This is a genomic window from Aureimonas sp. AU4 (assembly GCF_001463765.1).
GTDB lineage: Bacteria > Pseudomonadota > Alphaproteobacteria > Rhizobiales > Rhizobiaceae > Aureimonas.
Genome location: NZ_BBWK01000006.1, coordinates 20,588 through 43,908 on the forward strand (window position 1 = coordinate 20,588; position 23,321 = coordinate 43,908).

General features: G+C 69.9%; 26 protein-coding genes. 7 read left to right on the forward strand and 19 right to left on the reverse strand.

From position 1 onward, the window contains the following. Nucleotides 1–43: 43 nt before the first annotated feature. The 7 genes from AUL35_RS02685 to AUL35_RS02715 all read left to right on the forward strand — a co-directional run bounded on the left by AUL35_RS02685 (nucleotide 44) and on the right by AUL35_RS02715 (nucleotide 5,847). Nucleotides 44–433: a DUF4345 family protein gene (locus tag AUL35_RS02685; RefSeq protein WP_062011751.1), complete on the forward strand. Its 390-nt coding sequence runs from the start codon at nucleotides 44–46 to the stop codon at nucleotides 431–433. A gap of 225 nt (nucleotides 434–658) precedes the next feature. Continuing rightward, complete coding sequence (locus tag AUL35_RS02690; protein ID WP_062011753.1) at nucleotides 659–1,219, forward strand: F0F1 ATP synthase subunit delta; 561 nt, start codon at nucleotides 659–661, stop codon at nucleotides 1,217–1,219. Continuing rightward, the gene (gene atpA / locus AUL35_RS02695) at nucleotides 1,219–2,751 is read left to right on the forward strand and encodes a F0F1 ATP synthase subunit alpha (RefSeq protein ID WP_062011754.1); all 1,533 of its coding nucleotides are present in this window, start codon (nucleotides 1,219–1,221) and stop codon (nucleotides 2,749–2,751) included. Before AUL35_RS02690 ends, atpA begins: the two co-directional genes overlap by 1 nt. Before the next feature lie 37 nt (nucleotides 2,752–2,788). After that, nucleotides 2,789–3,667 carry a F0F1 ATP synthase subunit gamma gene (locus AUL35_RS02700; RefSeq protein WP_062011755.1) on the forward strand — a complete coding sequence of 293 codons (879 nt, stop codon included), beginning with the start codon at nucleotides 2,789–2,791 and terminating at the stop codon, nucleotides 3,665–3,667. A 98-nt stretch (nucleotides 3,668–3,765) separates the two neighbouring features. Beyond that, complete coding sequence (atpD, locus tag AUL35_RS02705; protein ID WP_062011756.1) at nucleotides 3,766–5,217, forward strand: F0F1 ATP synthase subunit beta; 1,452 nt, start codon at nucleotides 3,766–3,768, stop codon at nucleotides 5,215–5,217. Between the two features lie 2 nt (nucleotides 5,218–5,219). Beyond that, nucleotides 5,220–5,450 carry a hypothetical protein gene (locus AUL35_RS02710; RefSeq protein WP_062011757.1) on the forward strand — a complete coding sequence of 77 codons (231 nt, stop codon included), beginning with the start codon at nucleotides 5,220–5,222 and terminating at the stop codon, nucleotides 5,448–5,450. After that, nucleotides 5,443–5,847, forward strand: coding sequence for a F0F1 ATP synthase subunit epsilon (locus AUL35_RS02715; protein WP_062011758.1), 405 nt, complete (start codon nucleotides 5,443–5,445; stop codon nucleotides 5,845–5,847). The genes AUL35_RS02710 and AUL35_RS02715 overlap by 8 nt, the downstream gene beginning before the upstream one ends. A 63-nt stretch (nucleotides 5,848–5,910) precedes the next feature. Here AUL35_RS02715 and AUL35_RS02720 read toward each other — a convergent pair whose 3' ends face one another. The 19 genes from AUL35_RS02720 to AUL35_RS02810 all read right to left on the reverse strand — a co-directional run bounded on the left by AUL35_RS02720 (nucleotide 5,911) and on the right by AUL35_RS02810 (nucleotide 23,269). Continuing rightward, nucleotides 5,911–6,420, reverse strand: coding sequence for a GNAT family N-acetyltransferase (locus AUL35_RS02720; protein ID WP_082666056.1), 510 nt, complete (start codon nucleotides 6,418–6,420; stop codon nucleotides 5,911–5,913). Then, a complete protein-coding gene (locus tag AUL35_RS02725) occupies nucleotides 6,417–6,929 on the reverse strand; it encodes an RNA pyrophosphohydrolase (protein WP_062011759.1) in 513 nt (170 codons plus the stop codon). The genes AUL35_RS02720 and AUL35_RS02725 overlap by 4 nt, the downstream gene beginning before the upstream one ends. An 85-nt stretch (nucleotides 6,930–7,014) precedes the next feature. Then, nucleotides 7,015–8,190, reverse strand: a complete 1,176-nt coding sequence (locus tag AUL35_RS02730; RefSeq protein ID WP_062011761.1) for a divergent polysaccharide deacetylase family protein — start codon at nucleotides 8,188–8,190, stop codon at nucleotides 7,015–7,017. 106 nt (nucleotides 8,191–8,296) lie between these two features. Next, on the reverse strand, nucleotides 8,297–9,643 hold the full coding sequence (locus tag AUL35_RS02735) for a S41 family peptidase (protein WP_062011763.1): 1,347 nt from the start codon (nucleotides 9,641–9,643) through the stop codon (nucleotides 8,297–8,299). Next, nucleotides 9,633–11,081: a murein hydrolase activator EnvC gene (locus tag AUL35_RS02740; RefSeq protein WP_062011765.1), complete on the reverse strand. Its 1,449-nt coding sequence runs from the start codon at nucleotides 11,079–11,081 to the stop codon at nucleotides 9,633–9,635. Before AUL35_RS02740 ends, AUL35_RS02735 begins: the two co-directional genes overlap by 11 nt. Nucleotides 11,082–11,272: 191 nt before the next feature. Further along, nucleotides 11,273–11,755: a 23S rRNA (pseudouridine(1915)-N(3))-methyltransferase RlmH gene (rlmH, locus tag AUL35_RS02745; RefSeq protein WP_062011766.1), complete on the reverse strand. Its 483-nt coding sequence runs from the start codon at nucleotides 11,753–11,755 to the stop codon at nucleotides 11,273–11,275. A 10-nt stretch (nucleotides 11,756–11,765) separates the two neighbouring features. Further along, nucleotides 11,766–12,143: a ribosome silencing factor gene (gene rsfS / locus AUL35_RS02750; RefSeq protein WP_244493650.1), complete on the reverse strand. Its 378-nt coding sequence runs from the start codon at nucleotides 12,141–12,143 to the stop codon at nucleotides 11,766–11,768. Between the two features lie 112 nt (nucleotides 12,144–12,255). Next, entirely contained in the window at nucleotides 12,256–12,909 is a 654-nt protein-coding gene (locus AUL35_RS22830) for a nicotinate-nucleotide adenylyltransferase (protein ID WP_062011768.1), read from the reverse strand. Then, the gene (locus tag AUL35_RS22835; RefSeq protein WP_062011771.1) at nucleotides 12,906–14,177 is read right to left on the reverse strand and encodes a glutamate-5-semialdehyde dehydrogenase; all 1,272 of its coding nucleotides are present in this window, start codon (nucleotides 14,175–14,177) and stop codon (nucleotides 12,906–12,908) included. Before AUL35_RS22835 ends, AUL35_RS22830 begins: the two co-directional genes overlap by 4 nt. Then, nucleotides 14,167–15,342 carry a glutamate 5-kinase gene (gene proB, locus AUL35_RS02765; RefSeq protein ID WP_374754476.1) on the reverse strand — a complete coding sequence of 392 codons (1,176 nt, stop codon included), beginning with the start codon at nucleotides 15,340–15,342 and terminating at the stop codon, nucleotides 14,167–14,169. Before proB ends, AUL35_RS22835 begins: the two co-directional genes overlap by 11 nt. Further along, nucleotides 15,330–16,400: a GTPase ObgE gene (gene obgE / locus AUL35_RS02770; RefSeq protein WP_062011775.1), complete on the reverse strand. Its 1,071-nt coding sequence runs from the start codon at nucleotides 16,398–16,400 to the stop codon at nucleotides 15,330–15,332. The genes proB and obgE overlap by 13 nt, the downstream gene beginning before the upstream one ends. 105 nt (nucleotides 16,401–16,505) lie before the next feature. Continuing rightward, nucleotides 16,506–17,042, reverse strand: a complete 537-nt coding sequence (locus AUL35_RS02775) for a DUF3833 family protein (protein ID WP_062011777.1) — start codon at nucleotides 17,040–17,042, stop codon at nucleotides 16,506–16,508. Continuing rightward, nucleotides 17,039–17,611 carry a GNAT family N-acetyltransferase gene (locus tag AUL35_RS02780; protein ID WP_244493651.1) on the reverse strand — a complete coding sequence of 191 codons (573 nt, stop codon included), beginning with the start codon at nucleotides 17,609–17,611 and terminating at the stop codon, nucleotides 17,039–17,041. Before AUL35_RS02780 ends, AUL35_RS02775 begins: the two co-directional genes overlap by 4 nt. Nucleotides 17,612–17,747: 136 nt before the next feature. Beyond that, entirely contained in the window at nucleotides 17,748–18,014 is a 267-nt protein-coding gene (gene rpmA, locus AUL35_RS02785; RefSeq protein ID WP_062011781.1) for a 50S ribosomal protein L27, read from the reverse strand. A 124-nt stretch (nucleotides 18,015–18,138) separates the two neighbouring features. Beyond that, the gene (rplU, locus tag AUL35_RS02790) at nucleotides 18,139–18,597 is read right to left on the reverse strand and encodes a 50S ribosomal protein L21 (RefSeq protein WP_062011784.1); all 459 of its coding nucleotides are present in this window, start codon (nucleotides 18,595–18,597) and stop codon (nucleotides 18,139–18,141) included. A 153-nt stretch (nucleotides 18,598–18,750) separates the two neighbouring features. Beyond that, the gene (locus tag AUL35_RS02795; protein ID WP_156417809.1) at nucleotides 18,751–20,400 is read right to left on the reverse strand and encodes an FGGY-family carbohydrate kinase; all 1,650 of its coding nucleotides are present in this window, start codon (nucleotides 20,398–20,400) and stop codon (nucleotides 18,751–18,753) included. Nucleotides 20,401–20,425: 25 nt separating this feature from the next. Beyond that, nucleotides 20,426–21,154 (reverse strand): SDR family oxidoreductase, encoded by a 729-nt coding sequence (locus tag AUL35_RS02800; RefSeq protein WP_062011788.1) that lies wholly within the window; start codon nucleotides 21,152–21,154, stop codon nucleotides 20,426–20,428. 76 nt (nucleotides 21,155–21,230) lie between these two features. Continuing rightward, complete coding sequence (locus AUL35_RS02805; RefSeq protein ID WP_062011791.1) at nucleotides 21,231–22,484, reverse strand: sugar ABC transporter permease; 1,254 nt, start codon at nucleotides 22,482–22,484, stop codon at nucleotides 21,231–21,233. Then, the gene (locus tag AUL35_RS02810; protein WP_156417815.1) at nucleotides 22,481–23,269 is read right to left on the reverse strand and encodes a sugar ABC transporter ATP-binding protein; all 789 of its coding nucleotides are present in this window, start codon (nucleotides 23,267–23,269) and stop codon (nucleotides 22,481–22,483) included. Before AUL35_RS02810 ends, AUL35_RS02805 begins: the two co-directional genes overlap by 4 nt. Nucleotides 23,270–23,321 lie beyond the last annotated feature (52 nt).

Here is a 23,321-nt window from a genome sequence, read left to right on the forward strand (position 1 = left end):
CGATAAGCCATCCCCGCCGCGAATCGCCGTCCCCGGAGACCCGATGCAGATCACCTTCCCACAGACCACGACCGATCTTCTGCCGTTTCTGGTCGCGTGCTTCAGCATCGGCTACGGACTCTATGCGCTGTTCGCGCCGCGTCTCTTCCTGCGGATGGCGGGCCTCGACACGCTGAACACGCGCCGCGCCGGCCTTTCCGAGATTCGGGCCACGCTCGCCGGCTTCCCGCTCGGCATGGGTCTGGCGGCGTTCTTCTTCTACGACCAACCGTTCATGCAGATGGCGCTGGGCGCGGGCTGGCTGCTGACGGCCTTCGGACGGCTGGTGTCGATTCTCTCCGACGATGCCTCGACGCTCGGCAACTGGCTCTGGCTCCTCATCAATTTGGCGCTCGCGGCCGGCTGTCTGGCCCCGGTTCTCGGCCTGATCTGACGGGTTTGGGGGAGGGGGCGCAAACGGCGGCGCAATATGGCGCTCCGCCGGGTTTGCGCCGGTTGTCGTCCTGAAAACGCTATGCTAGACGACCCCTCGATCCGGCGCGGAATGTGGGCCTAACCCCTTCTCCGCAGCCTTTTTTTTGATCTGCTCCATGTCTCGCCGTCGCCGCTTGCTGCGCGCCGGACCTGGCGCCCGAAACGAGAAGAGAAGCGGTCGTCCGTGGCAAAATCATCCTCTCCGGTTTCCGGAGTCGCAGAACGCTACGCCCAGTCCCTCTTCGAGCTGGCACGAGACGAAGGCACGATCCAGACGATTGAGGGCGAACTCGTCGCCTTCCAGAAGCTGATCGACGAGAACGCCGATTTCCGCCGTCTTGTGGAAAGCCCGGCCTTCACGTCGGACGATCAGCTGCGCGCCATCTCGGCGGTGGTGGACGAGGTGAAGCCCTCCGCGCTCACCGGCAATTTCCTGCGCGTGATCGCGGCCAATCGCCGTCTCTTCGCGCTGCCGGCCATGGTCAAGGCCTTCCGTCAGATGGCGGCGACCCATCGCGGAGAGGTCGAGGCCGAGGTCGTCACGGCCCAGCCTCTCAACGATTCCCAGCGCGCGGCGCTCCGCGACTCGCTCGGCTCCTATTCCGGCAAGACCGTCTCGATGCGCGAAAGCGTCGATCCGGCCATTCTCGGCGGTCTCGTGGTGCGCATCGGTTCGCGTCAGATCGACACCTCGCTTCGCACCAAACTCTCATCCCTTAAGCTCGCGCTGAAAGAGGTCGGCTGATGGACATCCGCGCCGCGGAAATTTCCGCAATCCTCAAGAACCAGATCAAGAACTTCGGATCCGAGGCGGAAGTCTCCGAGGTCGGCACGGTTCTCTCGGTCGGCGACGGCATCGCCCGCGTCTACGGTCTCGACAACTGCCAGGCCGGCGAGATGGTCGAGTTCCCCGGCGGCGTGCGCGGCATGGCGCTGAACCTCGAGAACGACAATGTCGGCGTCGTGCTCTTCGGCTCCGACCGCGACATCAAGGAAGGCGACACGGTTCGCCGCACCGGCGCGATCGTGGACGTTCCGGTTGGCAAAAACCTGCTCGGCCGCGTGGTCGACGGCCTCGGCAATCCGATCGACGGCAAGGGCCCGATCGAGGGCGTCGAGCGCCGCCGCGTCGACGTCAAGGCGCCCGGCATCATTCCGCGCAAGTCGGTGCACGAGCCGATGTCGACCGGCATCAAGGCCATCGACGCGCTGATCCCGGTCGGTCGCGGCCAGCGCGAGCTGGTCATCGGCGATCGCCAGACCGGCAAGACCGCGATCCTGCTCGACACCTTCCTGAACCAGAAGCCGGCGCATGATGCGGGCGCGTCCGAGAAGGACAAGCTCTACTGCATCTACGTCGCGATCGGCCAGAAGCGCTCGACCGTCGCCCAGTTCGTGCGCACGCTCGAGGAGCGCGGCGCCATGGCCTATTCGGTCGTGATCGCGGCCACCGCCTCGGACCCCGCGCCGATGCAGTACATCGCGCCCTTCGCCGGCTGCGCGATCGGCGAGTACTTCCGCGACAACGGCATGCACGCCGTGATCGCCTATGACGACCTGTCCAAGCAGGCTGTGTCCTACCGCCAGATGTCGCTCCTGCTGCGCCGCCCGCCGGGCCGCGAGGCTTACCCGGGCGACGTGTTCTACCTGCACTCGCGCCTTCTGGAGCGTGCCGCCAAGCTCAACGACGATCTCGGCGCCGGCTCGCTGACCGCGCTGCCCGTCATCGAGACGCAGGCCAACGACGTGTCGGCCTACATCCCGACCAACGTGATCTCGATCACCGACGGCCAGATCTTTCTCGAGACCAACCTGTTCTACCAGGGCATCCGCCCGGCGGTGAACGTCGGCCTGTCGGTGTCGCGCGTGGGCTCCTCGGCCCAGATCAAGGCGATGAAGCAGGTCGCCGGCTCGATCAAGGGCGAGCTCGCGCAGTACCGCGAGATGGCGGCCTTCGCCCAGTTCGGCTCGGACCTCGACGCCTCGACGCAGCGCCTCCTCAACCGCGGCGCGCGCCTTACCGAGCTCCTGAAGCAGCCGCAGTTCTCGCCGCTCAAGACGGAAGAGCAGGTCGCGGTGATCTTCGCGGGCACGCAGGGCTACCTCGACACGCTCAAGGTCTCGGATGTCGGCCGCTTCGAGGAGGGTCTCCTCCAGTCGCTGCGCACCGAGCACAAGAGCGTTCTCGACACGATCGCCACCGAGAAGCAGCTGTCGGACGACACGCGCGCCAAGCTCAAGGGCGCGATCGACAGCTACGCCAAGTCCTTCAGCTGAGCCTTAGGCCCGGCCGAAACGGAGATCGACCCGACCCATGCCGTCGCTGAAAGACCTGCGCAATCGCATCGCCTCGGTGAAGGCGACCCAGAAGATCACCAAGGCCATGCAGATGGTCGCGGCGGCCAAGCTGCGTCGCGCGCAGGAGGCCGCCGAGGCCGCCCGTCCCTATTCGGAGCGGATGGCCTCGGTGCTCGGCAACATCGCCGGGGCCATGGAGCAGGGGCAGTCGCTGCCCCTGATGTCCGGCACGGGCCGGGACGACACGCACCTCTTGGTCGTCTTCACGTCCGATCGTGGCCTGTGCGGCGGCTTCAACGGCCAGATCGTGCGTCTGGTGCGCGAGCATGTCCGCAGGCTGGAGACGGCCGGCAAGACGGTCAAGATCATCTCGGTCGGCAAGAAGGGCACCGACCTGATGCGCCGCGACCTCGGCTCGCGCATCGTCGCCCGGATGGATCTGAACGCCGGGCGCGGCATCGCCTTCTCGAATGCGGAAGGTGTCGCCGACGAGGTGATGACGCGCTTCGAGGCGGGTGAGTTCGACGTCGCGACGATCTTCTACTCGGCCTTCGAGAACGTGATCACGCAGCGCCCGACCGCGCAGCGCATCATCCCCGCCGAGGTGCCGGTGGTCGAGGCTTCCACGACGGGCGCGGCGGCAATCTACGAGTACGAGCCGGAGCCCGAGTCGATCCTCGCGGACCTGATCCCGCGCAACATCAAGATCCAGATCTTCCGCGCGCTTCTTGAGAACGGCGCGTCGGAACAAGGCGCCCGCATGAGCGCCATGGACAACGCGACGCGCAACGCGGGCGACATGATCAACAAGCTGTCGATCAGCTACAACCGCCAGCGCCAGGCGCAGATCACGACCGAGCTCATCGAGATCATCGCGGGCGCCGAGGCGCTCTGAGATTCCTGACGGGCGAGCTTTTCGCCCGGACCGCATGACGAGGCGCGGGAGGCCGTTCGGCCCGGACGCGTTGAGACCGACCCTTAAAGGAGGCCAAGATGGCTGACACATTGGACATGAACGGCCGCATGGGCCGCGTCGCGCAGGTCATCGGCGCCGTCGTCGACGTCGAGTTCGACGGCCACCTGCCCGAGATCCTGAACGCGCTGGAGACCGACAACAACGGGAACCGGCTCGTTCTCGAGGTCGCCCAGCACCTCGGCGAGAACACCGTCCGCACCATCGCCATGGACCTCACCGAGGGTCTGGTGCGCGGCCAGCGCGTGACCGACACCGGCACGCCGATCCAGGTTCCGGTCGGCGACGGCACGCTCGGCCGCATCATGAACGTCATCGGCGAGCCGATCGACGAGGTCGGGCCGATCGAGTACACGGCCAAGCGCGGCATTCACCAGCCGGCGCCTCCCTATGTCGAGCAGAACCCCGAGTCGCAGATCCTCGTGACCGGCATCAAGGTCATCGACCTTCTCGCGCCCTACGCGCGCGGCGGCAAGATCGGCTTGTTCGGCGGCGCGGGCGTCGGCAAGACCGTGCTCATCCAGGAGCTCATCAACAACGTCGCGAAGGCGCACGGCGGCTACTCCGTCTTCGCCGGCGTCGGCGAGCGCACCCGCGAGGGCAACGATCTCTACCACGAGATGATCGAGTCCGGCGTGAACAAGGACCCGCACGAGAACGGCGGCTCGACCGCCGGTTCGAAGGCCGCGCTCGTCTACGGCCAGATGAACGAGCCGCCGGGCGCGCGCGCCCGCGTCGCGCTGACCGGCCTCACGATCGCGGAGAACTTCCGCGACCAGGGCCAGGACGTGCTGTTCTTCGTGGACAACATCTTCCGCTTTACGCAGGCGGGTTCCGAGGTGTCGGCGCTTCTCGGCCGCATTCCCTCGGCCGTAGGCTACCAGCCGACGCTGGCCACCGACATGGGCGCGATGCAGGAGCGCATCACGACCACGACCAAGGGCTCGATCACCTCGGTTCAGGCCATCTACGTGCCCGCCGACGATCTGACCGACCCGGCGCCGGCCACCTCCTTCGCCCACCTCGACGCCACGACCGTGCTCAACCGCGCGATCTCGGAGAAGGGCATCTACCCGGCGGTGGATCCGCTGGACTCGACCTCGCGCATGCTCTCGCCGATGATCCTCGGCGAGGAGCATTACGACACGGCTCGCCGCGTCCAGTCGATCCTGCAGAAGTACAAGTCGCTGCAGGACATCATCGCGATCCTGGGCATGGACGAGCTCTCGGAAGAGGACAAGCTCACCGTCGCGCGCGCCCGCAAAATCGAGCGCTTCCTCAGCCAGCCCTTCTTTGTCGCCGAGGTGTTCACCGGTTCGCCGGGCCAGCTCGTGCCGCTCGAGGACACGATCAAGTCCTTCAAGGGTCTGGTCGACGGCGAGTACGACCACCTGCCGGAAGCCGCCTTCTACATGGTCGGCTCGATCGAGATGGCGATCGAGAAGGCCCAGAAGATGGCCGCGCAGGCTTAAAGATGGCGGGGGCGTCCTCAGCTCTTCGGATCGAGGACGCCGTCAACGAGACCTGTCCCTGGTCGGGCAAACCGATCTCGGCGGACTCGCTGACGACCTACCGAGACGAGGTGGTCGGGTTCTGCAATCCCGGCTGCCGCGACAAGTTCGAGTTGGCGGTCCACCATTTCGAGGCTGCCCTTCAGGCGAAGCGCCGAATCCAGGCGCAGCTAGGTGAGACGGATCGTGGCTGACGGCTTCAAGTTCGAACTGGTGTCCCCCGAGCGGCTGCTTCTCTCGGAGCGGGCGACGGCCGTGATCGTGCCGGGCACCGAGGGCTACTTCACCGTCATGGCGAACCATGTGCCGCTGATGGCCACGCTGAAGCCCGGCGTCGTGCGCGCGACGCTCGTCTCGGGCGGCGAGAAGCGGATCTTCGTCCAGGGCGGCTTCGCCGACATCAACGCCGACGGTTTCACGCTGCTCGCCGAACACGCGTCGCCGGTCGAGGAGATGAACACCGAGGCGCTCGAAGCCGAGATCCAGCGCGCGGAGGCTGCCGCCGCACAAACCGCCGAGGGACCGGCCCGCACGCGCGCCGACCAGCGGGTCGTCGATCTGCGCAGCGCCCGCGCCGAACTCGGCGCCTGAGCCGGTCGCCATTCGCATTTTCATTCAGAAGGGCCCGGCGCCGGGATGGCGCCGGGCCCTTTTTCATTCCGGAAGGGCCGAGAAGGGTTCGGGATAGACCAACGGCCCGTGCCAGCCCGTGAGCGCGCCCGGTATCAGTTCGAGCGCCTGAAAGGCCGGACCCGCCCAGGGCACGTCCGCTCCCTGCGCAAGATCGGGCCTGAAGCCGAAGCGGCCGTAATAGTGCGGGTCGCCCAGCACGAAGACGGAGCGCCAGCCCCGCTCACGCGCCAGTTCCAGCCCGAAGCCGATCAGGCGCGCGCCGATGCCGGCGCCCTGTCGGTCCGGCGCGACCGCGACGGGGCCGAGCGCCAGCGCTCGCTCCGGCCCGTCGAGCGAGCTGAAGAGCGCATGACCGATCAGGAAGCCGTCATGCGCCGCGACCACGGAGATGGTCTCGTGCCCCGACTCGATCACCGCCTTGGTCAGTTGCGCTTCGTCGATCCCGTCGAAGGCGGACGCGTGGATCGTCTCGACGAACAGAAGCTCGTCCGGCCGCATCTCGCGCACGGTCACGCCCGGTCCGTCGCTCACGACGCGGTCTCCAGGTGGCGGAACGTGTCGATCACCTGCTGGTAGACCCCGCGCTTGAACGGCACCACAAGGTGGAGAACCTCGTCCATGGGTTTCCAGGCATATTCGGTGAATTCCGCCGTGTGTCCGCCGGGCGGCGGGTCGATCGCGATCTCCTCGTCGCGGCCCGTGAAGCGGAAGGCGAACCATCGCTGCTTCTGGCCGCGGAACCGACCCTTGAGGGCGATGCCGACGAGTTCGGGCGGCAGTTCGTAGGTGAGCCAGTCCGGCGTCTCGTCGAGGAGCTCGACCGAGCGGATGCCGGTCTCTTCGAAGAGCTCGCGCCGCGCGGCCTCCAGCGCGTCCTCGCCCTCGTCGATCCCGCCTTGCGGCATCTGCCAGAGCTGGGTCGCACCGTCCATCTCGCCGCGCGGCTCGACGACCCGGCGACCGACGAAGACGCGGTTCTCGCGGTTCAGCACCATGATGCCGACGCAGGGACGATAGGGGAGGGATGCGGGGGCGGTCATGCGGCTCCAGGGACTCGGGTCTTATGCTGCGGAGCCATATGGAGGAATGACGCGGCGCGAAAAGAAAAACGTGGTGAAGAAAATGTTAGCGTCTCGCTTCGGGGTCGAGCGCCAGGGCCGAGACCGGCACGATCTCGATGCCCCGGCCCGTCGCTTTGCGGGTCCAGGCGGCGATCGTCTCGACCGAGGTCTCGAAGGCGCTGGCAACGCCCACCGCCGTTCCCCGCGCGCGCGCGACGCGCTCCAGCGCGTCGAGCTGCCGGCGGATCGCCTCAGGCGAGCGATCCTGGTCGAGAACGAGATCGGATGCCGCGAACGGCACGCGTCCCGCCACGGCCACGTCGCGGGCCAGCGAGCGCGAGGACGAGCCGTCGTCCATGTAGAGCAGGCCGCGTCGCGAGACTTCGGCGAGAAAGGGCTCCAGCGCCGTCGGCTCGGCGTTGAAGCGGGCGCCCATGTAGTTCATCACCCCGACATAGTTCGTCATGCGCCCGAGCGCGTGATGCAGCGCGTCGAAGCGGCCCGCCACGGCGTCGGCGACGGTCTGCGTATCCTCGCCCGGTGAGATCTCCGGGTAGCCGAAGGGCTCCAGCGGGGCCTGGAGCAGAAGCTCGTGGCCGTTCTGGCGTGCGTTGCGCATCCAGCGGTCGAGCGAGTTGCCGTCGGCGGCGAAGGCCAGGGTTACGCCGGCCGGAAGGCGCTCCACGGCCTGCTGCGTGCCGGTCTGGGAAATGCCAAGGCCCGCGACCACGATGGCGATGCGCGTGCCGAGCGCCCCGGAGGTCGCGCCGGCATAGACGTCGAGCGGACGTCGCCCGTCGCCGCTGCGCACCGGCAGCATTCCCATGTCGCTCGGCTCGAGCAGCGCCTCGTCGGGCGAGGCGGCGAAGGCGGCGGGCTGGCGCAGCGAGCCCGGATCGAAGACGCGGATCGAGCCGGTCGTGGTCGGGTCGGGCGCGCCGGAGACCGGCAGGATCTCGTTGCCGCGCGTCACCGTCACGCCGCCGGTCTCGGCCATGCGCACGACGTTGGGCTCCGCGGCGTCTTCCGTCGAAGGCGGGGCGGTGACGGATGCGCCGGCGACCACCGTCGGCGCCACCGGCGCGAAGTCCGGCTGCTCGAGGACGGCCAGCGTCGAGCCGCCCGCGACCGTCGCAAAGGCCGCCAAGGCGGCGAGCTTCGGCAGTCGTCGCCTGGCGCGCGGGGTGCTCCGCGTCGGTTGAAGGTCCTGGCCGAGGGGGCGGTAGAGTTCGTCGCGCATGGGACGCGACCCTAGGGAGGCAGTCTGGACCGGAGCTTTTGCTGGACGCACGAAAAAGGCCCCGGCGCAGCGCGCCGGGGCCTTTCCAACTGTCGGAGCCGATCGCTCAGTTGGCGATCGAGGCCGAATCCTGCTTGGGCGGGAAGGCGGCGTTGGTCTTGGTGCCGCGCAGAAGCTCGAAGGCGTACTGCATCTGCAGGTCGTCCTTGGCCTCGGGCGGCACGTAGTCGAGCGAGCCGGAGCCCTCGTCGCCTTCCTGGACGCCCTTGATGTGGCCGCGCAGCGAAGCTTCGCCGAACTTCGGATCCTCGCCGGGCTTGATTCCCATCTGCGCCTTGATGTCGTCGGGCAGGGGCTGATCGACCTCGATGTCGGGGATGATACCCTTGCCCTGGATCGAGGCGCCCGACGGCGTGTAGTAGAGCGCGGTCGTCAGGCGCAGTGCGCCGTTGGCACCGAGCGGGATGATGGTCTGCACCGATCCCTTGCCGAACGAACGCGAGCCGACGATCGTCGCCCGCTTCTGGTCCTGAAGCGCGCCGGCCACGATCTCGGAGGCCGAAGCCGATCCACCGTTGACGAGCACCACGACCGGCTTGCCGTCCACGTCGTCGCCCGAGCGGGCGTTGTAGCGGCGGGTCTCCTCGGCGTTGCGGCCGCGCGTCGACACGATCTCTCCGCTCTGGAGGAAGGCGTCGGACACGCTGACGGCTTCGTCGAGCAGGCCGCCCGGGTTGCGGCGCAGATCGAGGACGAAGCCCTTGAGCTTGTCGGCCGGAATCTTCGCCTTGATGTCGGCGATCGCCTCCTCCATGCCGGAGGTGGTCTGCTCGTTGAAGCGCAGGAGCTTGATGTAGCCGACGTCGTTCTCGACCGTGTGGCGGACCGACGGCACCTTGATCTCGGCGCGCTGGATCGACAGGCGCACGGGCTGGGTCGCGCCGTCGCGGATGATGGTGAGATCGACCGAGGAGCCGATCTCGCCCTTCATCTTCTCGACCGCCTCGGCCAGCGTCAGGCCGCGCACCTGCTCGCCGTTGATCTCGGCGATGAGGTCGCCGGCGAGCACGCCCGCCTTGTCGGCCGGGGTGCCGTCGAAGGGCGAGACGACCTTGACGAGCTCGTTCTCCATGGTGACCTCGATGCCGAGGCCGCCGAACTCGCCGCGCGTCTCGGTGCGCATGTCCGCCGTTTCCTTGGCGTTCATGTAGCTCGAATGCGGATCGAGCGAGGTCAGCATGCCGTTGATCGCGGTCTCGATCAGCTTCTGGTCGTCGGGAACGTCGACATACTGGGCGCGCACGCGCTCGAACACGTCGCCGAAGATGGCAAGCTGGCGGTAGGTGTCGGAACCGGCGGCGTTGGCCACGCCCGCATGCGGACCCACGAAGGCCGTCATCGCGGTGGCACCCAGAAGCGCTCCCGCGAAGAGAATGGAGAGCTTACGTATCATTCCTCGTCCTTCCAGATGATCCATCCGCCCACCAGGGGGCCGGGTCGACCGGTTTCCCGTCCTTGCGAAATTCCACGTAAAGCGATGCGCCGCCATCGCCCATCTCAGCACTCGACGCGCTGGCCACGCGGGTCGATCCCATCATCGCCAACGGCTCACCCGACAGCACGAACTGGCCAACCTCGGCGTCGATCCGGCCCATGCCGGCCAACACGATATGATAGCCATCGCCGGCATTCAGGATCAAGAGTTGGCCGTAGGAGCGAAAGGGTCCGGCGTAGAGGACCTGCGCGTCCGCCGGCGCCGTCACCACATCGCCGGGACGCGCCCGGAAGGTGGCGCCCGCCACGATGCGTCCCATCTCGTCCTTGTCGCCGAACCGCCGCTCGATACCGCCTGCAACCGGGGGCACGAGGCTCCCTTTCATTGTCGAAAATGGGGCGGAAGGGCTGAGCTCGCTCATCTCGCGCTTGAGCGCCGCGACATCGTAGGACGGCTCGGGCGTGGCCGCGTTCGGCGCATCGGGAGCGGGCGCCAGCCGAGCGGACGCCTCGGCCGCGGCCCGGCTCGCCTCCAGGCGCTCGGCCTCCTCGCGTTCGCGGGCTCGGCGGCTCGCGGCGTCGAGCTCGGCGATCAGCGTCTCGAGACTGGTCGCCTGCGAGGCGAGCTCGGCCGCGCGCCGCTTCTCCTCGCCGATACGGCTGCGGCTCTCGGCCGCGATCTTGTCCTTTTCCTCCATGAGGCGGACGATCCGCTCCTCCTCCTCGCGGGCGCGGGACAGCGCCTCGGCGAAGCGGCTCTTCTCCTGCTCGATCGAGGTCCGCACGTCGGCCAGCCGCTGGAGGTCCCGAAGAAGGGCGACCGTCTCGCCGCGGATCTCGGGCACCACGGCACCGAGCAGGATGGCGCTGCGTACCGAGCCGAGCGCGTCGCCCGGCTTCACGAGCAGCGCGGGCGGCGGCTTGCGGCCCATGCGCTCCAGGGCCGCCAGAACCTCGGCCAGCACGCCTCGGCGCTCGCGCAGCGACCCCTTGAGGCCGCCCTCCTCGTCGGCGAGGGCGCGGATGCGCGTTTCCGTCGCCGTCACGTCCGTGGAAGCCTGCTTCTGGTCGGCGGCTGCGCGGATCATCTCGCCCTGCAGGCGGCCGCGATCCGCCGCGACGCCCGCCACCAGCGCGTCGAGCCGCGTCACCGCCTCCTGCGACAGGGCGATGTCGCCCGAGATGCGGGCAAGCTCGGCTTCCGTGCGCCGGCGCTGCTCGGCGATGGCGTCGCTGGTGGAGGAGCCGGGCGCGGCCTGCGCGACGGGCGCTGCCGCCGCCTCGTCGTCTCCCGGCCGGGCGGCTGCGGGCGCTGCCGCAAGCAGCGCCGCGACGACAGCGGTCGCGGCGTGCCGCAGCGCCGTTCGCCTTTTCCGTCCCTTCGATCCGGTGGTCATGACATTCGTCGTCCGACTTCGCTCCCCGTCCGGCGAGCCTGCGGCCGCATCGCTTCAGGAAGCGTTAACCAGCCGGGCGGCCGGAAAGCTCCGGTCCAGCCTGTGCCATCGCGAGGCGACGAAAAAGGGGCGTCCCGGCGCCAGCCTTCCGATTGGCTCCAGGCTGTGACCGACCGGCATCGCGGAGGCCGTCAGGTGCGATGGTAGGGATGGCCGCTGAGAATGGTGGTCGCGCGGTAGAGCTGCTCGGCGAGGAGGATGCGCACGATCTGATGGGGAAAGGTGAGGCGGCCGAAGGCGATCAGGCCGCTCGCGCGTGCCCGCAACTCGTCGCCATGCCCGTCCGGGCCGCCGATCGCGAGCGCAAGGTCTCGCGCGCCCTCGTTGCGGTGCCGCGTGAGAAGGGTCGCGAACTCCTCGGAGGAGGGCGTACGCCCCGTCTCGTCGAGCACGAGGAGCCGAGCGCCCTCGGGCAGGAGGGCGAGAAGGCGGGCGCCCTCGTCGCGCTTTCGCTCCACGACGCCGGCCGCGCGCGATTCCGCGATCTCCGACACGCCGGAAAAGTCAAGGCCGAGCGGGGCCCCGCTCTTGCGCAGCCGGTCGAGATAGCGGGCGGCCAGCTCCTGCTCGGGGCCGGCCTTCATGCGCCCGACCGCCGCGATCGTCAGTCTCATGCCGCCAAGCTTAGTGGACCGAAGCCTCGCCGGCCTCGCCCACGCTCCACATCTTCTCGATGTTGTAGAAGGCACGGACCTCGGGGCGGAAGATATGGACGATGATGTCGCCCGTATCGATCAGCACCCAGTCACCGTTCTGCAGGCCCTCGACCTTGGCGTTGCCGTGCCCGGCTTCCTTCAGGTCGCGCAGGAGGTGGTCGGCGACCGCGGTGACGTGGCGGTGCGAACGCCCGGACACGATCACCATGTGATCGGCCAGCGCGGTCTTGCCCTTCAGGTCGATGGAAACGATGTCCTCGGCCTTGGAGTCGTCGAGACTCCCGATCACGAGGTCGATAACGGGCCGTCCGACGGAAACGTCGTTGGCGGTCGCGTCAGAAGGCACGAGGGCCTTCAGTTCGGCGATGGCGTTCAGGTTAACCGTTCCTTCCGGTTGAGACGGGCAAGAGGTTACGTGCCCTTGCAAGAGTAAAAGGTGGCAAAGGAGCATGTCGGTTTCAAGACGCGGCCTCCGCCAGCTCGCGCAGCCTTGTGGACGACTGGTGAGATCTCGGGCCGTGCAGGAAGACCCAGGCCGGCGGATCGGCCTGTGCGAGGCGGGCCGCGTCGCGCTCCAGGAGGCGGTGCGGCTTGAGGGCGCGGGCGGCCGGCGAGGAGAGCAGCGAGAGCGTCGAGCCCGGCCGGTCCACCACCGCGATCGGCATGGCGCTCGCGATGCGGCGCCAGTCCTGCCATCGGTGGAAGGTCGCGAGGCTGTCGGCGCCCATCACCCAGACGAACCGCGTGGTGGGCCGGCGCCGGCGCAGCATCATCACCGTGTCGGCGCTGTAGCGCACGCGCCAGGCGGCCTCGAACCCGGTCACCACGATGCGCGGATCGTCGCACAGGGCCTTCGAGAGCGCGAGGCGCTCGGCGAGCGGGCGCAGGCGGCCGTGGTCCTTCAGCGGGTTGCCGGGCGTCACCATCCACCAGAGCCGGTCGAGCCGCAGGCGCTGCAAAACGGTTTCGGCGACGAGGAGATGGCCCTCGTGCGGCGGATCGAACGAGCCGCCGAAGAGGCCGACGCGCCAGCCGGGGCCCGACGGCGGCAGCCGAAGCTCCTCGGCCGCGAGGGGCGCGGCCGGGGCGAGCGGGGCGAGCGGGCGTCTCACGGTCGCGTCTGGCCGTTGCCGGAAACGCGGTAGTTGAACGTCGTCAGCTGCTCCACGCCGACCGGCCCGCGCGCGTGCATCTTGCCGGTCGCGATTCCGATCTCTCCGCCGAAGCCGAACTCGCCGCCGTCGGCGAACTGCGTCGAGGCGTTGTGGAGGAGGATCGCGGAATCGACATGGCGCATGAAGCGGTCGGCCACCTGCTGATCCTGTGCGATCACCGCCTCGGTATGGTGCGACGAGTAGCGCTCGATGTGGCGGATCGCCCCGTCCACGCCGTCCACCAGCGCCACCGAGATCACCGCGTCGAGATACTCGGTGCGAAAATCCTCCTCGGTCGCGGGCAGGGCGCCGGGAAAGAGCGCCCGCGCCTCGTCGCTCGCGCGCAACTCGCAGCCGGCGGCCTGAAGGTCGGCGAGGAGGGGCGCGACGAGTTCGGGCGCCGAGCGGTCGATCAGGAGCGTCTCGGCCGCGCCGCAGATGCCCGTGCGCCGCATCTTGGCGTTGACGACGATGCGGCGCGCCATGGCGAGGTCGGCCGAGCGGTCGACATAGACGTGGCAGAGCCCCTCGAGATGGGCGAAGACCGGCACGCGCGCCTCGCGCTGCACGCGCTCCACCAGCGAGCGGCCGCCGCGCGGCACGATGACGTCGATCGAGCCGCCGAGCCCCGCGAGCATCGCGCCCACCGCCGCGCGGTCGCGGGTGGGCACGAGCTGGATCGCGTCGCGCGGCAGGCCGGCGGCTTCCAGCCCGCGCACCAGCGCGGCGTGGATCGCGGCGGACGAGCGCGAGGAGTCCGAGCCGCCGCGCAGGATCACCGCGTTGCCGGCCTTGAGGCACAGCGCGCCGGCATCGGCCGTGACGTTCGGGCGGCTCTCGTAGATCACGCCGACGACGCCGAGCGGCGTGCGCACGCGGCGGATCACGAGCCCGTTCGGCCGCGTCCATTCCGCTGCGACCGAGCCGACCGGATCGGGAAGCGACGCCACCTCGCGCAGGGCGTCCGCGATGGCCGCGACACGACCCGCGTCGAGCGTCAAACGGTCGATCATCGCCCTGGAGGCGCCCGACGCCTGCGCCGCCTCGACATCCAGGCGGTTGGCGTCGAGGATCGTCGCCGCGTCGGCGTTCACCGCGTCCGCCATCGCGCGCAGCGCCGCGCTCTTGGCTCCCGGCTCGGCGACCGCGAGGCTGCGCGCGGCAGCGCGTGCGCGCTCGCCCATGTCGCGCATCGTCGCGTCGAGGTCGACAGCGTCATCCCGCATCGCGCAACTCCTCCACGGGCATGTCGCCGAGGCTCTCGCCGCCGCGCGTGAGAACGAGGTCGTCGCGGTGGATCATGGCGCCGCGCGCGCCCTGGCCGAGCCGCGCTTGGATCTCGGCCGAGCGCAGGCCCGCCACGACAGCCGCCTCGGCCGCGTCGTAGGCGACGAGGCCGCGCGCGAGTTCCTGGCCGGCCGCATCCACCACGCGGATCGTGTCGCCGCGCCGGAAGTCGCCTTCCGAGCGCGTGACGCCGGCCGCCAGCAGGCTCTTGCCGGACAGAAGGGCCCGCACCGCGCCGTCGTCGACATGCAGCGTTCCGCTGGCGTTCAGAGAGCCCGCGATCCAGCGCTTGCGCGCGCGCACCGGGTCCTGCGCGGCCTGGAAGAGGGTGGAGCGCTCGCCCTCGCGCACGGCGCGGATCGGGTGGAGGCGCTGGCCGCTCGCGATGATCATCGCCGCGCCCGCCGCCGTCGCGATCTTGGCCGCGTCGACCTTGGTGCGCATGCCGCCGCGCGACAGGGCGCTCGCCGCGCCCCCTGCCATGGCCTCGATCTGCGGCGTGATGGCGGCGACCAGCGGGATGTGCTCGGCCGCCGGGTCGAGGGCAGGTGGCGCGGTATAGAGCCCGTCGATGTCGGAGAGAAGGATCAGGAGATCGGCCGACATCATGGTGGCGACGCGCGCGGCGAGGCGGTCGTTGTCGCCGTAGCGGATCTCGGTGGTCGCCACCGTGTCGTTCTCGTTGATGACGGGTACCGCCCCGAGCGCCAGAAGCGTGCCGACCGTCGCGCGCGCGTTGAGGTAGCGGCGACGCTCCTCGGTGTCGCCGAGCGTGAGAAGCACCTGGCCGGCCGTCAGCGCGTGCTCGCCCAGCGCCTCGCTCCACGCCTTGGCGAGCGCGATCTGCCCGACGGCGGCGGCTGCCTGGCTTTCCTCGAGCCGTAGCACGACCGGCGGGAGCTTCAGGAGGGTGCGGCCGAGCGCGATGGCGCCCGACGACACGACGATGATCTCGCGCCCCTCGGCTGAGAGGCCGACCAGATCCGCGGCGAGCGTGCGGAGCCAGTCCGCGCGAAGGCCCGATGCCGGATCGACCAGAAGCGCCGAGCCGACCTTGACGACGACCCGGCGGAAGGGGGCGAGACGATCGCTCAAGCGCGCCAGTCCTCGTCGTTGAGCTGCGCGCCGAAGCGGCGGCGGTCCTCGGCGGCCTGATCCTCGGCCGCCTCGTCGGCAAGATCGGAGATCTCGCGCTTCAGCGCGCGCAGGACGTCGTTGAGGCCGTTGCGGCTGACCGCCGAGAGGGCGAAGGGCTTGCGGCCCGCCACGCGCGCCAGCTCGTCCAGCTTGTCGCGCCGCGTCTCGTCGTCCACCGTGTCGATCTGGCTGAGCGCCACGACCTCGGGCTTGGCGGCGAGTTCCTCGTCGTAGAGCTCGAGCTCGCGACGCACCGTCTCGTACGCGCCCGCCACGTCCTCCTCCACGGCGGAGACGAGATGGAGCAGCACGCGCGTGCGCTCGACATGGCCTAGGAAGCGGTCGCCGATGCCCACGCCCTCGTGCGCGCCCTCGATCAGGCCGGGAATGTCGGCGATCACGAATTCCTGGCCGTCCACGGTCGCGACGCCGAGATTGGGGTGAAGCGTCGTGAAGGGGTAGTCCGCGATCTTCGGCCGGGCGGCGGTGCAACTGGCGAGGAAGGTGGACTTGCCAGCGTTCGGCAGGCCGACGACGCCGGCATCGGCGATCAGCTTCAGCTGGAGCCAGATCGTCAGCTCCTCGCCCTCGAGGCCCGGGTTGGCGCGATAGGGCGCACGGTTGATCGAGGACTTGAACTGCCAGTTGCCGAAGCCGCCGTTGCCGCCCTCCGCCACGCGGAAGACCTGGCCGACCTCGGTGAGGTCGCAAAGCAGCGTCTCCTCGTCCTCGGCGAAGACCTGCGTGCCGACCGGCACCTTCAGCGTCACGTCCGCGCCCTTGCCGCCAGTGCGATTGCGGCCCATGCCGTGCATCCCGGTCTTGGCCCGGAAATGCTGCTGGTAGCGGTAATCGATCAGCGTGTTGAGACCCTGCACGGCCTCGATGAACACGTCTCCGCCGCGCCCGCCGTCGCCGCCGTCCGGGCCGCCGAACTCGATGAACTTCTCGCGCCGGAACGACACGGCGCCCGCGCCGCCGTCGCCGGAGCGGACATAGACCTTGACCTTATCGAGGAACTTCATGGCGTTCCCTTCTTTGATGGCGCGCCGGGAGGGGCTGCGGCCGGTTTAACGCCCAAGCTCCCGAAGGGGAACCCAGCTATGGCGGATGGAGCGACCGCCGGCCGCTCAAGGATCGTCGTGCGCGGCGAGCGCGCCAGCGCTCTTGGCGAAGGTGACGCGCGAGCGCGCGACCGGTATGCCCCAGAGCCGCACGGTGACGCGGTTCGCAAGCGTCCCGTCGCCGTTCGGCGTGATCTCGTGCCGGAAGCCGAGCCGTCGCCCGCTGCCCGGCGCGATACCGCTATAGTCGAGCCGCACGCCGTCGCCCTCATGCGTGCCCGTGACGGGCACCGGGGCGGCCAGCCGGCCGCTCTCGTCCTCGGTCTCGACCGTGCCCCGGATCGCGCCGCCCTCGTCGCGCAGCCGCCAGCGCTGAAGGCGCGGGCCTTCGGGAAAGCGGAAGCGCTCGTCGAGGACCAGCGTGCCGTTCTCTCGCCGTCCGGTGAAGCTCGCCGAGAAGCGCTCCCGGAAGACCAGGAACGTGCGCGTCTCGCCGACACTGACGCTCGACCCCTCGAAGAAGCCGAGAAGATCGAGCGGCGCTGCCCGGGCGACGGCCGGCAGGAGGGCGAGGCACAGGGCGAGAACGGCCAGCCGTCTCATGCACAGGCTCCCCAGCTCTTCAGCGCCGACCATGTGCGCCGGTCCATCCGGTAGCGTTCGCACGACACACGGCCCGCCACCAGCGACTCCGACAGGCCGGTCCCGCTGTAGCCGAAACCGCACTTGGCGATGACGCGACGCGAGGCCGCGTTCACGGCCCGGCAGCGCGCCTCCACCACCTCGGCCTCGAGCCCAGCGAAGGCGTGGTCGATGACGGTCTGCGCGGCCTGCGTCGCATAGCCCCGGTTCCAGAAGGGCCGGCCGATCCAGTAGCCGATCTCGAGTTGGCCGCGCCGCTCCAGTGAACGCAAGCTCACGATGCCGACCAGCGCCCCGTCCTCCAGCCGGTCCACCGCCCGAACCCAGTCGTCGGGCGGCGAGGAGATGTAGGTCTCGGCGTCGCGCAGCGTGTAGGGATGCGGGATTCGGGCCGTCATCTCGGCGATGCGACGGTCCTGCAGGAGCGCGGCGATCGCGGGCGCATCGTCGAGGGAGAGGCCGCGCAGCGCGAGCGAGCGCGTGATCAGCCGGGGTGAGGAGGGTTCTTCACTGTCGGAAGGGGAGCGCATCGCCGAGAGCTTTCGCGGAGAAAAACGGAAGACGGGAGGATGGCGTCCCATCCTCCCGTCTCGATCCCGTTTTCGCGTCTCGCGAGGGTCGAAGGCCGGGTCTGGTGGGACGCCGGCACTTCGAAGGCACCGGCTGTTACTCGGCGGCCTCGGCCTGCGGCACGACGGAAATGGTGGTGCGATTCGGCGTCTTCTTGAAGACGACGGTCCCTTCCGAGGTCGCGAACAGGGTATGGTCGCGGCCGATGCCGACGTTCACGCCCGGGTGCCAGCGCGTGCCGCGCTGGCGCACGAGGATGTTGCCCGGAATGACGCGCTCGCCGCCGAACTTCTTGACGCCGAGGCGCTTGGACTCGGAGTCGCGACCGTTGCGGGAAGAACCGCCTGCCTTTTTGTGTGCCATGGGAGTGCTCCTTGCATTCTGTCTTGGGCGACCCCGGGGCCCGGGGAACGGGCCGCGCGCGGGGCGCTCGGTGATCTCGATGGGAACGAGGCGGAGCCGCTAACCGGTTCCGCCCCGCAGAAACTTACGCCTCGTCGGCGACGGTCTCGGTCTTCTTGCGCGACGCGCGGGGCTTCTTCGCGGCCTCGCCCGCCTCGTCGGCGGTGGCGACGGCCTCGGCGGCCGGGGCGGCGGCCTTCGCCTTCGCGGGCTTTTCGCTGGCCTTCGCCGAGGGCTGCTGGCCTTCGGTCAGGATCTCGGAGATGCGGATCATCGTCAGGTCCTGACGGTGGCCGCGCGTGCGCTTGGAGTTCTGGCGACGGCGCTTCTTGAAGGAGATGACCTTCGTGCCGCGCGTCTGCTCGACGATCTCGGCCACCACCGTGGCGCCGGCCACGAAGGGCGCGCCGATCGTGGTGCCGACCATCAGCACCTCGGTGAAGGAAACGGTGTCGCCCGCCTCGCCGGCGAGGCGCTCGATCTCGAAACGGTCGTTGGCGGCGACGCGGTACTGCTTGCCGCCGGTCTTGATCACTGCAAACATCAGGGTCTTCCTTGGGATCGGCGCTCGGATCGGATCGCTCCGCTCAGGGCCGTCTTCTTGTGGTTCTTTCAGGATCCGGGCGTTCGGGCACGGCAAGGCGCGCGCCGGACAGGGTCCCGGACAGCGGCTGCATAAAGGCCGCCGGCCGCCGGGTCAAGCCTCGGGCGACCCTGCCGCGCCGGGAACTCCCGCGATCCGGCGCATGGCGTCGCGCGCGGCGACCTCCGCGGCCTGCAGCGCGCGATAGGCCTCGTGCTTGGCGTCGTGGAAGCGGCCCATCTCGCCGCCGGCCGGAACGATCGTCTCTTCGACGCGGCACATGCGGGCGGCGGCCTCGCCGAGGTCGCCCCTCGCCCCGGAGGCGACCGCACCCAGCATCGCGCTGCCGAGAAGCACGGGCTCTGCGGTCTCGGGAAGGGCGACCGCGAGCTTCGTCGCGTCCGCCAGGATGCGCCGCAGCAGCGCCGAGCGCGCGGCCCCGCCCGACACGACGATGCGCTCCAGCGCCACGCCCTTGCGCCCCATCGCCTCGACGATGTCGCGCGTTCCGTAGCAGAGGCCGCAGAGCGTCGCGACGAAGAGGCGGACGAGATCGTCCTCGCCCGACGCGAGCGTCAGGCCGCTGACCACGGCTGTGGCGTGCGGGTCGGCGCGCGGGGCGCGGTTGCCGAGATGGTCGGGCACGACATGCAGCGCGCCCGCAAGCCGCGCCGCTTCCTCGACCGAGCCGGCCATCTCGACGGCCCGCATCTCCAGGTGGTCGAGGACGCCGCGCCCCGCCTGCTCGGCCGCCTCGCGCATGGCGGGAAAGGCCGGGTGCGAGGCGACGACATGGTCGAGCGCCGCGCCATAGGCGGACTGGCCGCCTTCCAGCAACCATGTGCCCGGCAGCATCGCCCCGTAGTAGGGGCCCCAGACGCCTCCGACGAAGCGGGCGTCGGCGGTGGTCGCCATGGCGCAGGCCGAGGTTCCCATGATGAGCGCGAGGTCCGCGCCGCTGCCCGCCACCGTGCCGACGCCGCCGGCATGGGCGTCGATCAGCGGAGCGCCGACCGGCGTGCCGGCCCGAAGGCCGAGTTCGGCGGCGGCCGCTTCGCTCAATCCGGCGCCGACCGGCCGGGCGACGTCGAGCACCCGCTGTCCGATCCGCCGGAAGTCCTCGTCGGCCAGTTCCTCAAGACCGATCCGGCGGAAGTAGCTCTCGTCCCAGCGCCCCTCGTGCGCGAGGTAGGTCCACTTGCAGGTCAGCGTGCAGACCGAACGCTCGGGGGAGCCGGTGGCGCGCCAGGAGAGGAAATCGGCAAGGTCGAAGAAGTGGGCGGCCTTGTGGAACGTGTCCGGCCGGTTCTCCTTCAGCCAAAGGAGCTTGGGCGTCTCCATCTCCGGCGAGATGCGCCCGCCGACGTAACGCAGCACCGGGTGGCCGGTCGCGTTGATGCGCTCGGCCTGCTCGATCGCGCGGTGATCCATCCAGACGATGATGTCGCGCGCGGGGTCCCCGGAAGGCCCGACCGCGAGCGAGCGACCGGCCTCGTCCAGAACCACCAGCGAGCAGGTCGCGTCGAAGCCGATGCCCCGGACATCGGCCGGACCGGCGCCGGACAGCGCCAACGCCTCGCGCACGCTCTCGCAGACCGCCTGCCAGATGTCGGCCGACGACTGCTCCACAATCTCGCCCGGCTCGCGCCAGATGCGGATCGGGCGCTTGGCGGTGGCTTTGAGCCGGCCGTTCTCGTCGAACAGGCCGGCGCGCGCGCTGCCCGTGCCGACGTCGACGCCGAGAAACAGGTCGCTGGAGGACATGGGGTGCGGCTCCTCGGCTGGGGTCTTACAGATCGACGCCGTGCGGCAGGATCACGAGGTCCCGGATGACGACGCCGGGCGGGCGCGTCAACATGAAGATCACCGCGTCGGCGACCTCGCGGGCCTCCATCAGGCTCTTGTTGCGCTGGGCCTCCTCCAGCTTGGCCTTCGGCCAGTCGTCGATCAGCGGCGTGATCACCGGGCCCGGCGCCACCGCGCCGACGCGCACGCCGTGCGGGATCAGCTGGCGGCGCACGGTGTGGACGAAGGCCTGCACCGCGAATTTCGAGGCGGTGTAGACCGGCTCCCAGACGACGGGGATGAAGCCCGCGACCGAGCTCGTCACGATCACGTCGCCCCGCTTCTGCGCGCTCATGTGCGGCAGCACCGCCCGGATCGAGCGGAAGGCGGCGTTGACGTTGAGGTTCAGCATCCGGTCCCAGCTGTCGGGATCGCCCTCGATCACGGGCCCTCCGACATAGGCGCCGGCGTTGGCATGGAAGATGTCGAGGCCGCCGGCAAGCTCGACGACGCGGTCCGCCAAGGCGTCGACCGCCGGGCCGTCGAACAGGTCGAGGCGCAGCGGATAGGCGCCTTCGCCGATCTCGGCGACCGCGCGCGCGAGGCGGTCCTCGGCATGGTCGATCAGGACGACGCGGGCGCCGGCGCGATGCATGGCGCGCGCGCATTCGAGGCCGATGCCGGAGGCCGCGCCCGTGATGGCGGCGACCTTGCCGGAGAGATCCTGGCTCATGGGTCGGGTTCCTGGCTGGGATAAGGATCGGAAGGACGGGCGCCCGCAGCCGTCGGCCGCGGGCGGTGGGGAAGCGTCAGCCGCGGCCGTGCGAGGCGCGCGAGCGACGGGCGAGCGAGTCGACGATCACGGCCAGCGCGAGAACGCCGCCGAGGATCATGTAGCGAAGGCTCGACGAGAGGTTCAGGAGCGTCAGGCCGTTCGATATGGCCTGGATCACGACGATGCCGAGCAGCGCCGAGTAGGCCGAGCCGCGCCCGCCGAAGAGCGAGGTACCGCCGATCACGGCGGCCGCGATGGCGTTGAGGTTCACGTCGCCCGTGCCGGCCTGCTGCGAGGCGGAGCCGAGGCGCGCGGCCGACAGGATGCCGCCGAGCGCGGCGAAGGTCGAGCAGAGCACGAAGGCGCTGAGGTAGATGCGGCGCACGTTGATGCCCGCACGTCGGGCCGCCTCGCGATTGCCGCCCACCGCCATCATCGAGCGGCCCCACTGCGTGCGCGTGAAGAGGTAGTCCATGAAGGCGACGAGAAGCACGAACAGCGCGAACATCCACGGCACGCCGCGCCCTTGGGCGAGGTAGAGGACGACGGCCTCCAGCGCGAGGCCGAGCGCGACCGCCTTGGCGACCACCACGCTGAGCGAGCCGCCGGTCAGCCCGGCCGCCTCGCGGCGACGCCGCGTCGACAGGCCCGACCAGAGAACGATCGCGGCGGGAACGAGGGCCAGCGCCACCGAGAGCCAGTTCGGCATGTAGCTGTTCTGCCCGAAGCGCACGAGCGGCAGGCTGAAGGGCAGGTTGATCGATCCCGAGCTGCCGAGGAGGTAGAGCTGGAGGCCGAGCAGCGCGAGGAGGCCGGCGAGCGTCGCCACGAACGAGGGCATGCCGACGCGGTTGTAGAGCGCGGCGTAGAGCGCGCCGACCGCCGCTCCGAGCAGCAGCGCGACGAGGATCGCGCCGATCATCGGCCAGCCCTGGTTGATCCACAGGACGCCGAGGATGGCGGAGGCGAGGCCCGACATGGAGCCGACCGAGAGGTCGATCTCGCCGAGCATCAGGACGCACACGATGCCGAGCGAGATGATGCCGGTGGTGGCGCAGTCGTAGAGAAGGTTGGAAACGTTGCCGGGCCGCAGGAAGACCGGGTTCAGCCAGGCGAAGATCAGCGAGATCAGTACGAGGCCGACGGCCACCGGGATCATGCCGAGGTCGCCCGAGCGCACGCGGTCGAGGAAGCCGCGCAGCGCGCCGGACAGGCCCTCGTCGTCGCGAACGCGCGCATCGGCGCGGTCGAGCGCGCGGCCGCGGGCGGAGTTGGGGTTCGCGCTCATGGGCGGGCCTCCTCTTGCGCCGCCAGACGACCCGCGCGGCGTGACACGGCGTTCTCGGTGGCGCCGGTGATCGCGGCGATCAGGTCGTTGTGCGAATCATCGGGCGTGAAGACGCCGTTGTTGCGCCCGAGCCGCAGCACCACGATCCGGTCGGCGACGGCGCGCACGTCCTCCATGTTGTGGGAGATGACGATGACGCCGAGCCCGCGGTCGCGCACGCGCTCGATGAGGTTCAGGACCTCGGCCGTCTGCGCGACGCCGAGGGCCGCGGTCGGCTCGTCGAGCATGATGAGCTTGGGCTCGAGCAGCAGCGAGCGGGCGATGGCGACCGTCTGCCGCTGCCCGCCCGAGAGCGAGGCGACGGGCTCGCGCACGGACGGGATGCGCGCGGCCAGCTCGTTCAGGAGCGTCCAGGCGCGCACCTCCATGGCGACCTCGTCGAGGTGCCAGGGATTGGCCTCGCGGCCGAGATAGATGTTGGCGACGACGTCGAGGTTCTCGCAGAGCGCCAGATCCTGGAACACGGTCGCGATGCCGAGGTCGAGCGCGGCCGACGGGCTCGTCAGCGCGACCTCGCGGCCCGCGAAGCGGATCGTGCCCGACGTCGGCTGGTGGACGCCGGCCAGGACCTTGACCAGCGTCGACTTGCCGGCCCCGTTGTCGCCCACCAGCGCCACGACCTCGCCGGGATAGACGTCGAGTTCGATGTCGGTGAGCGCCGACACGGCGCCGAAGTTCTTGGACACGTTGCGCAGCGAGATCACCGGCTCGCCGCGCGGCGGCACCGGCGCGCTGGCGCCTCTTGCGGTCTGGGTCACGGGAGCGGCCTCGCTGGGA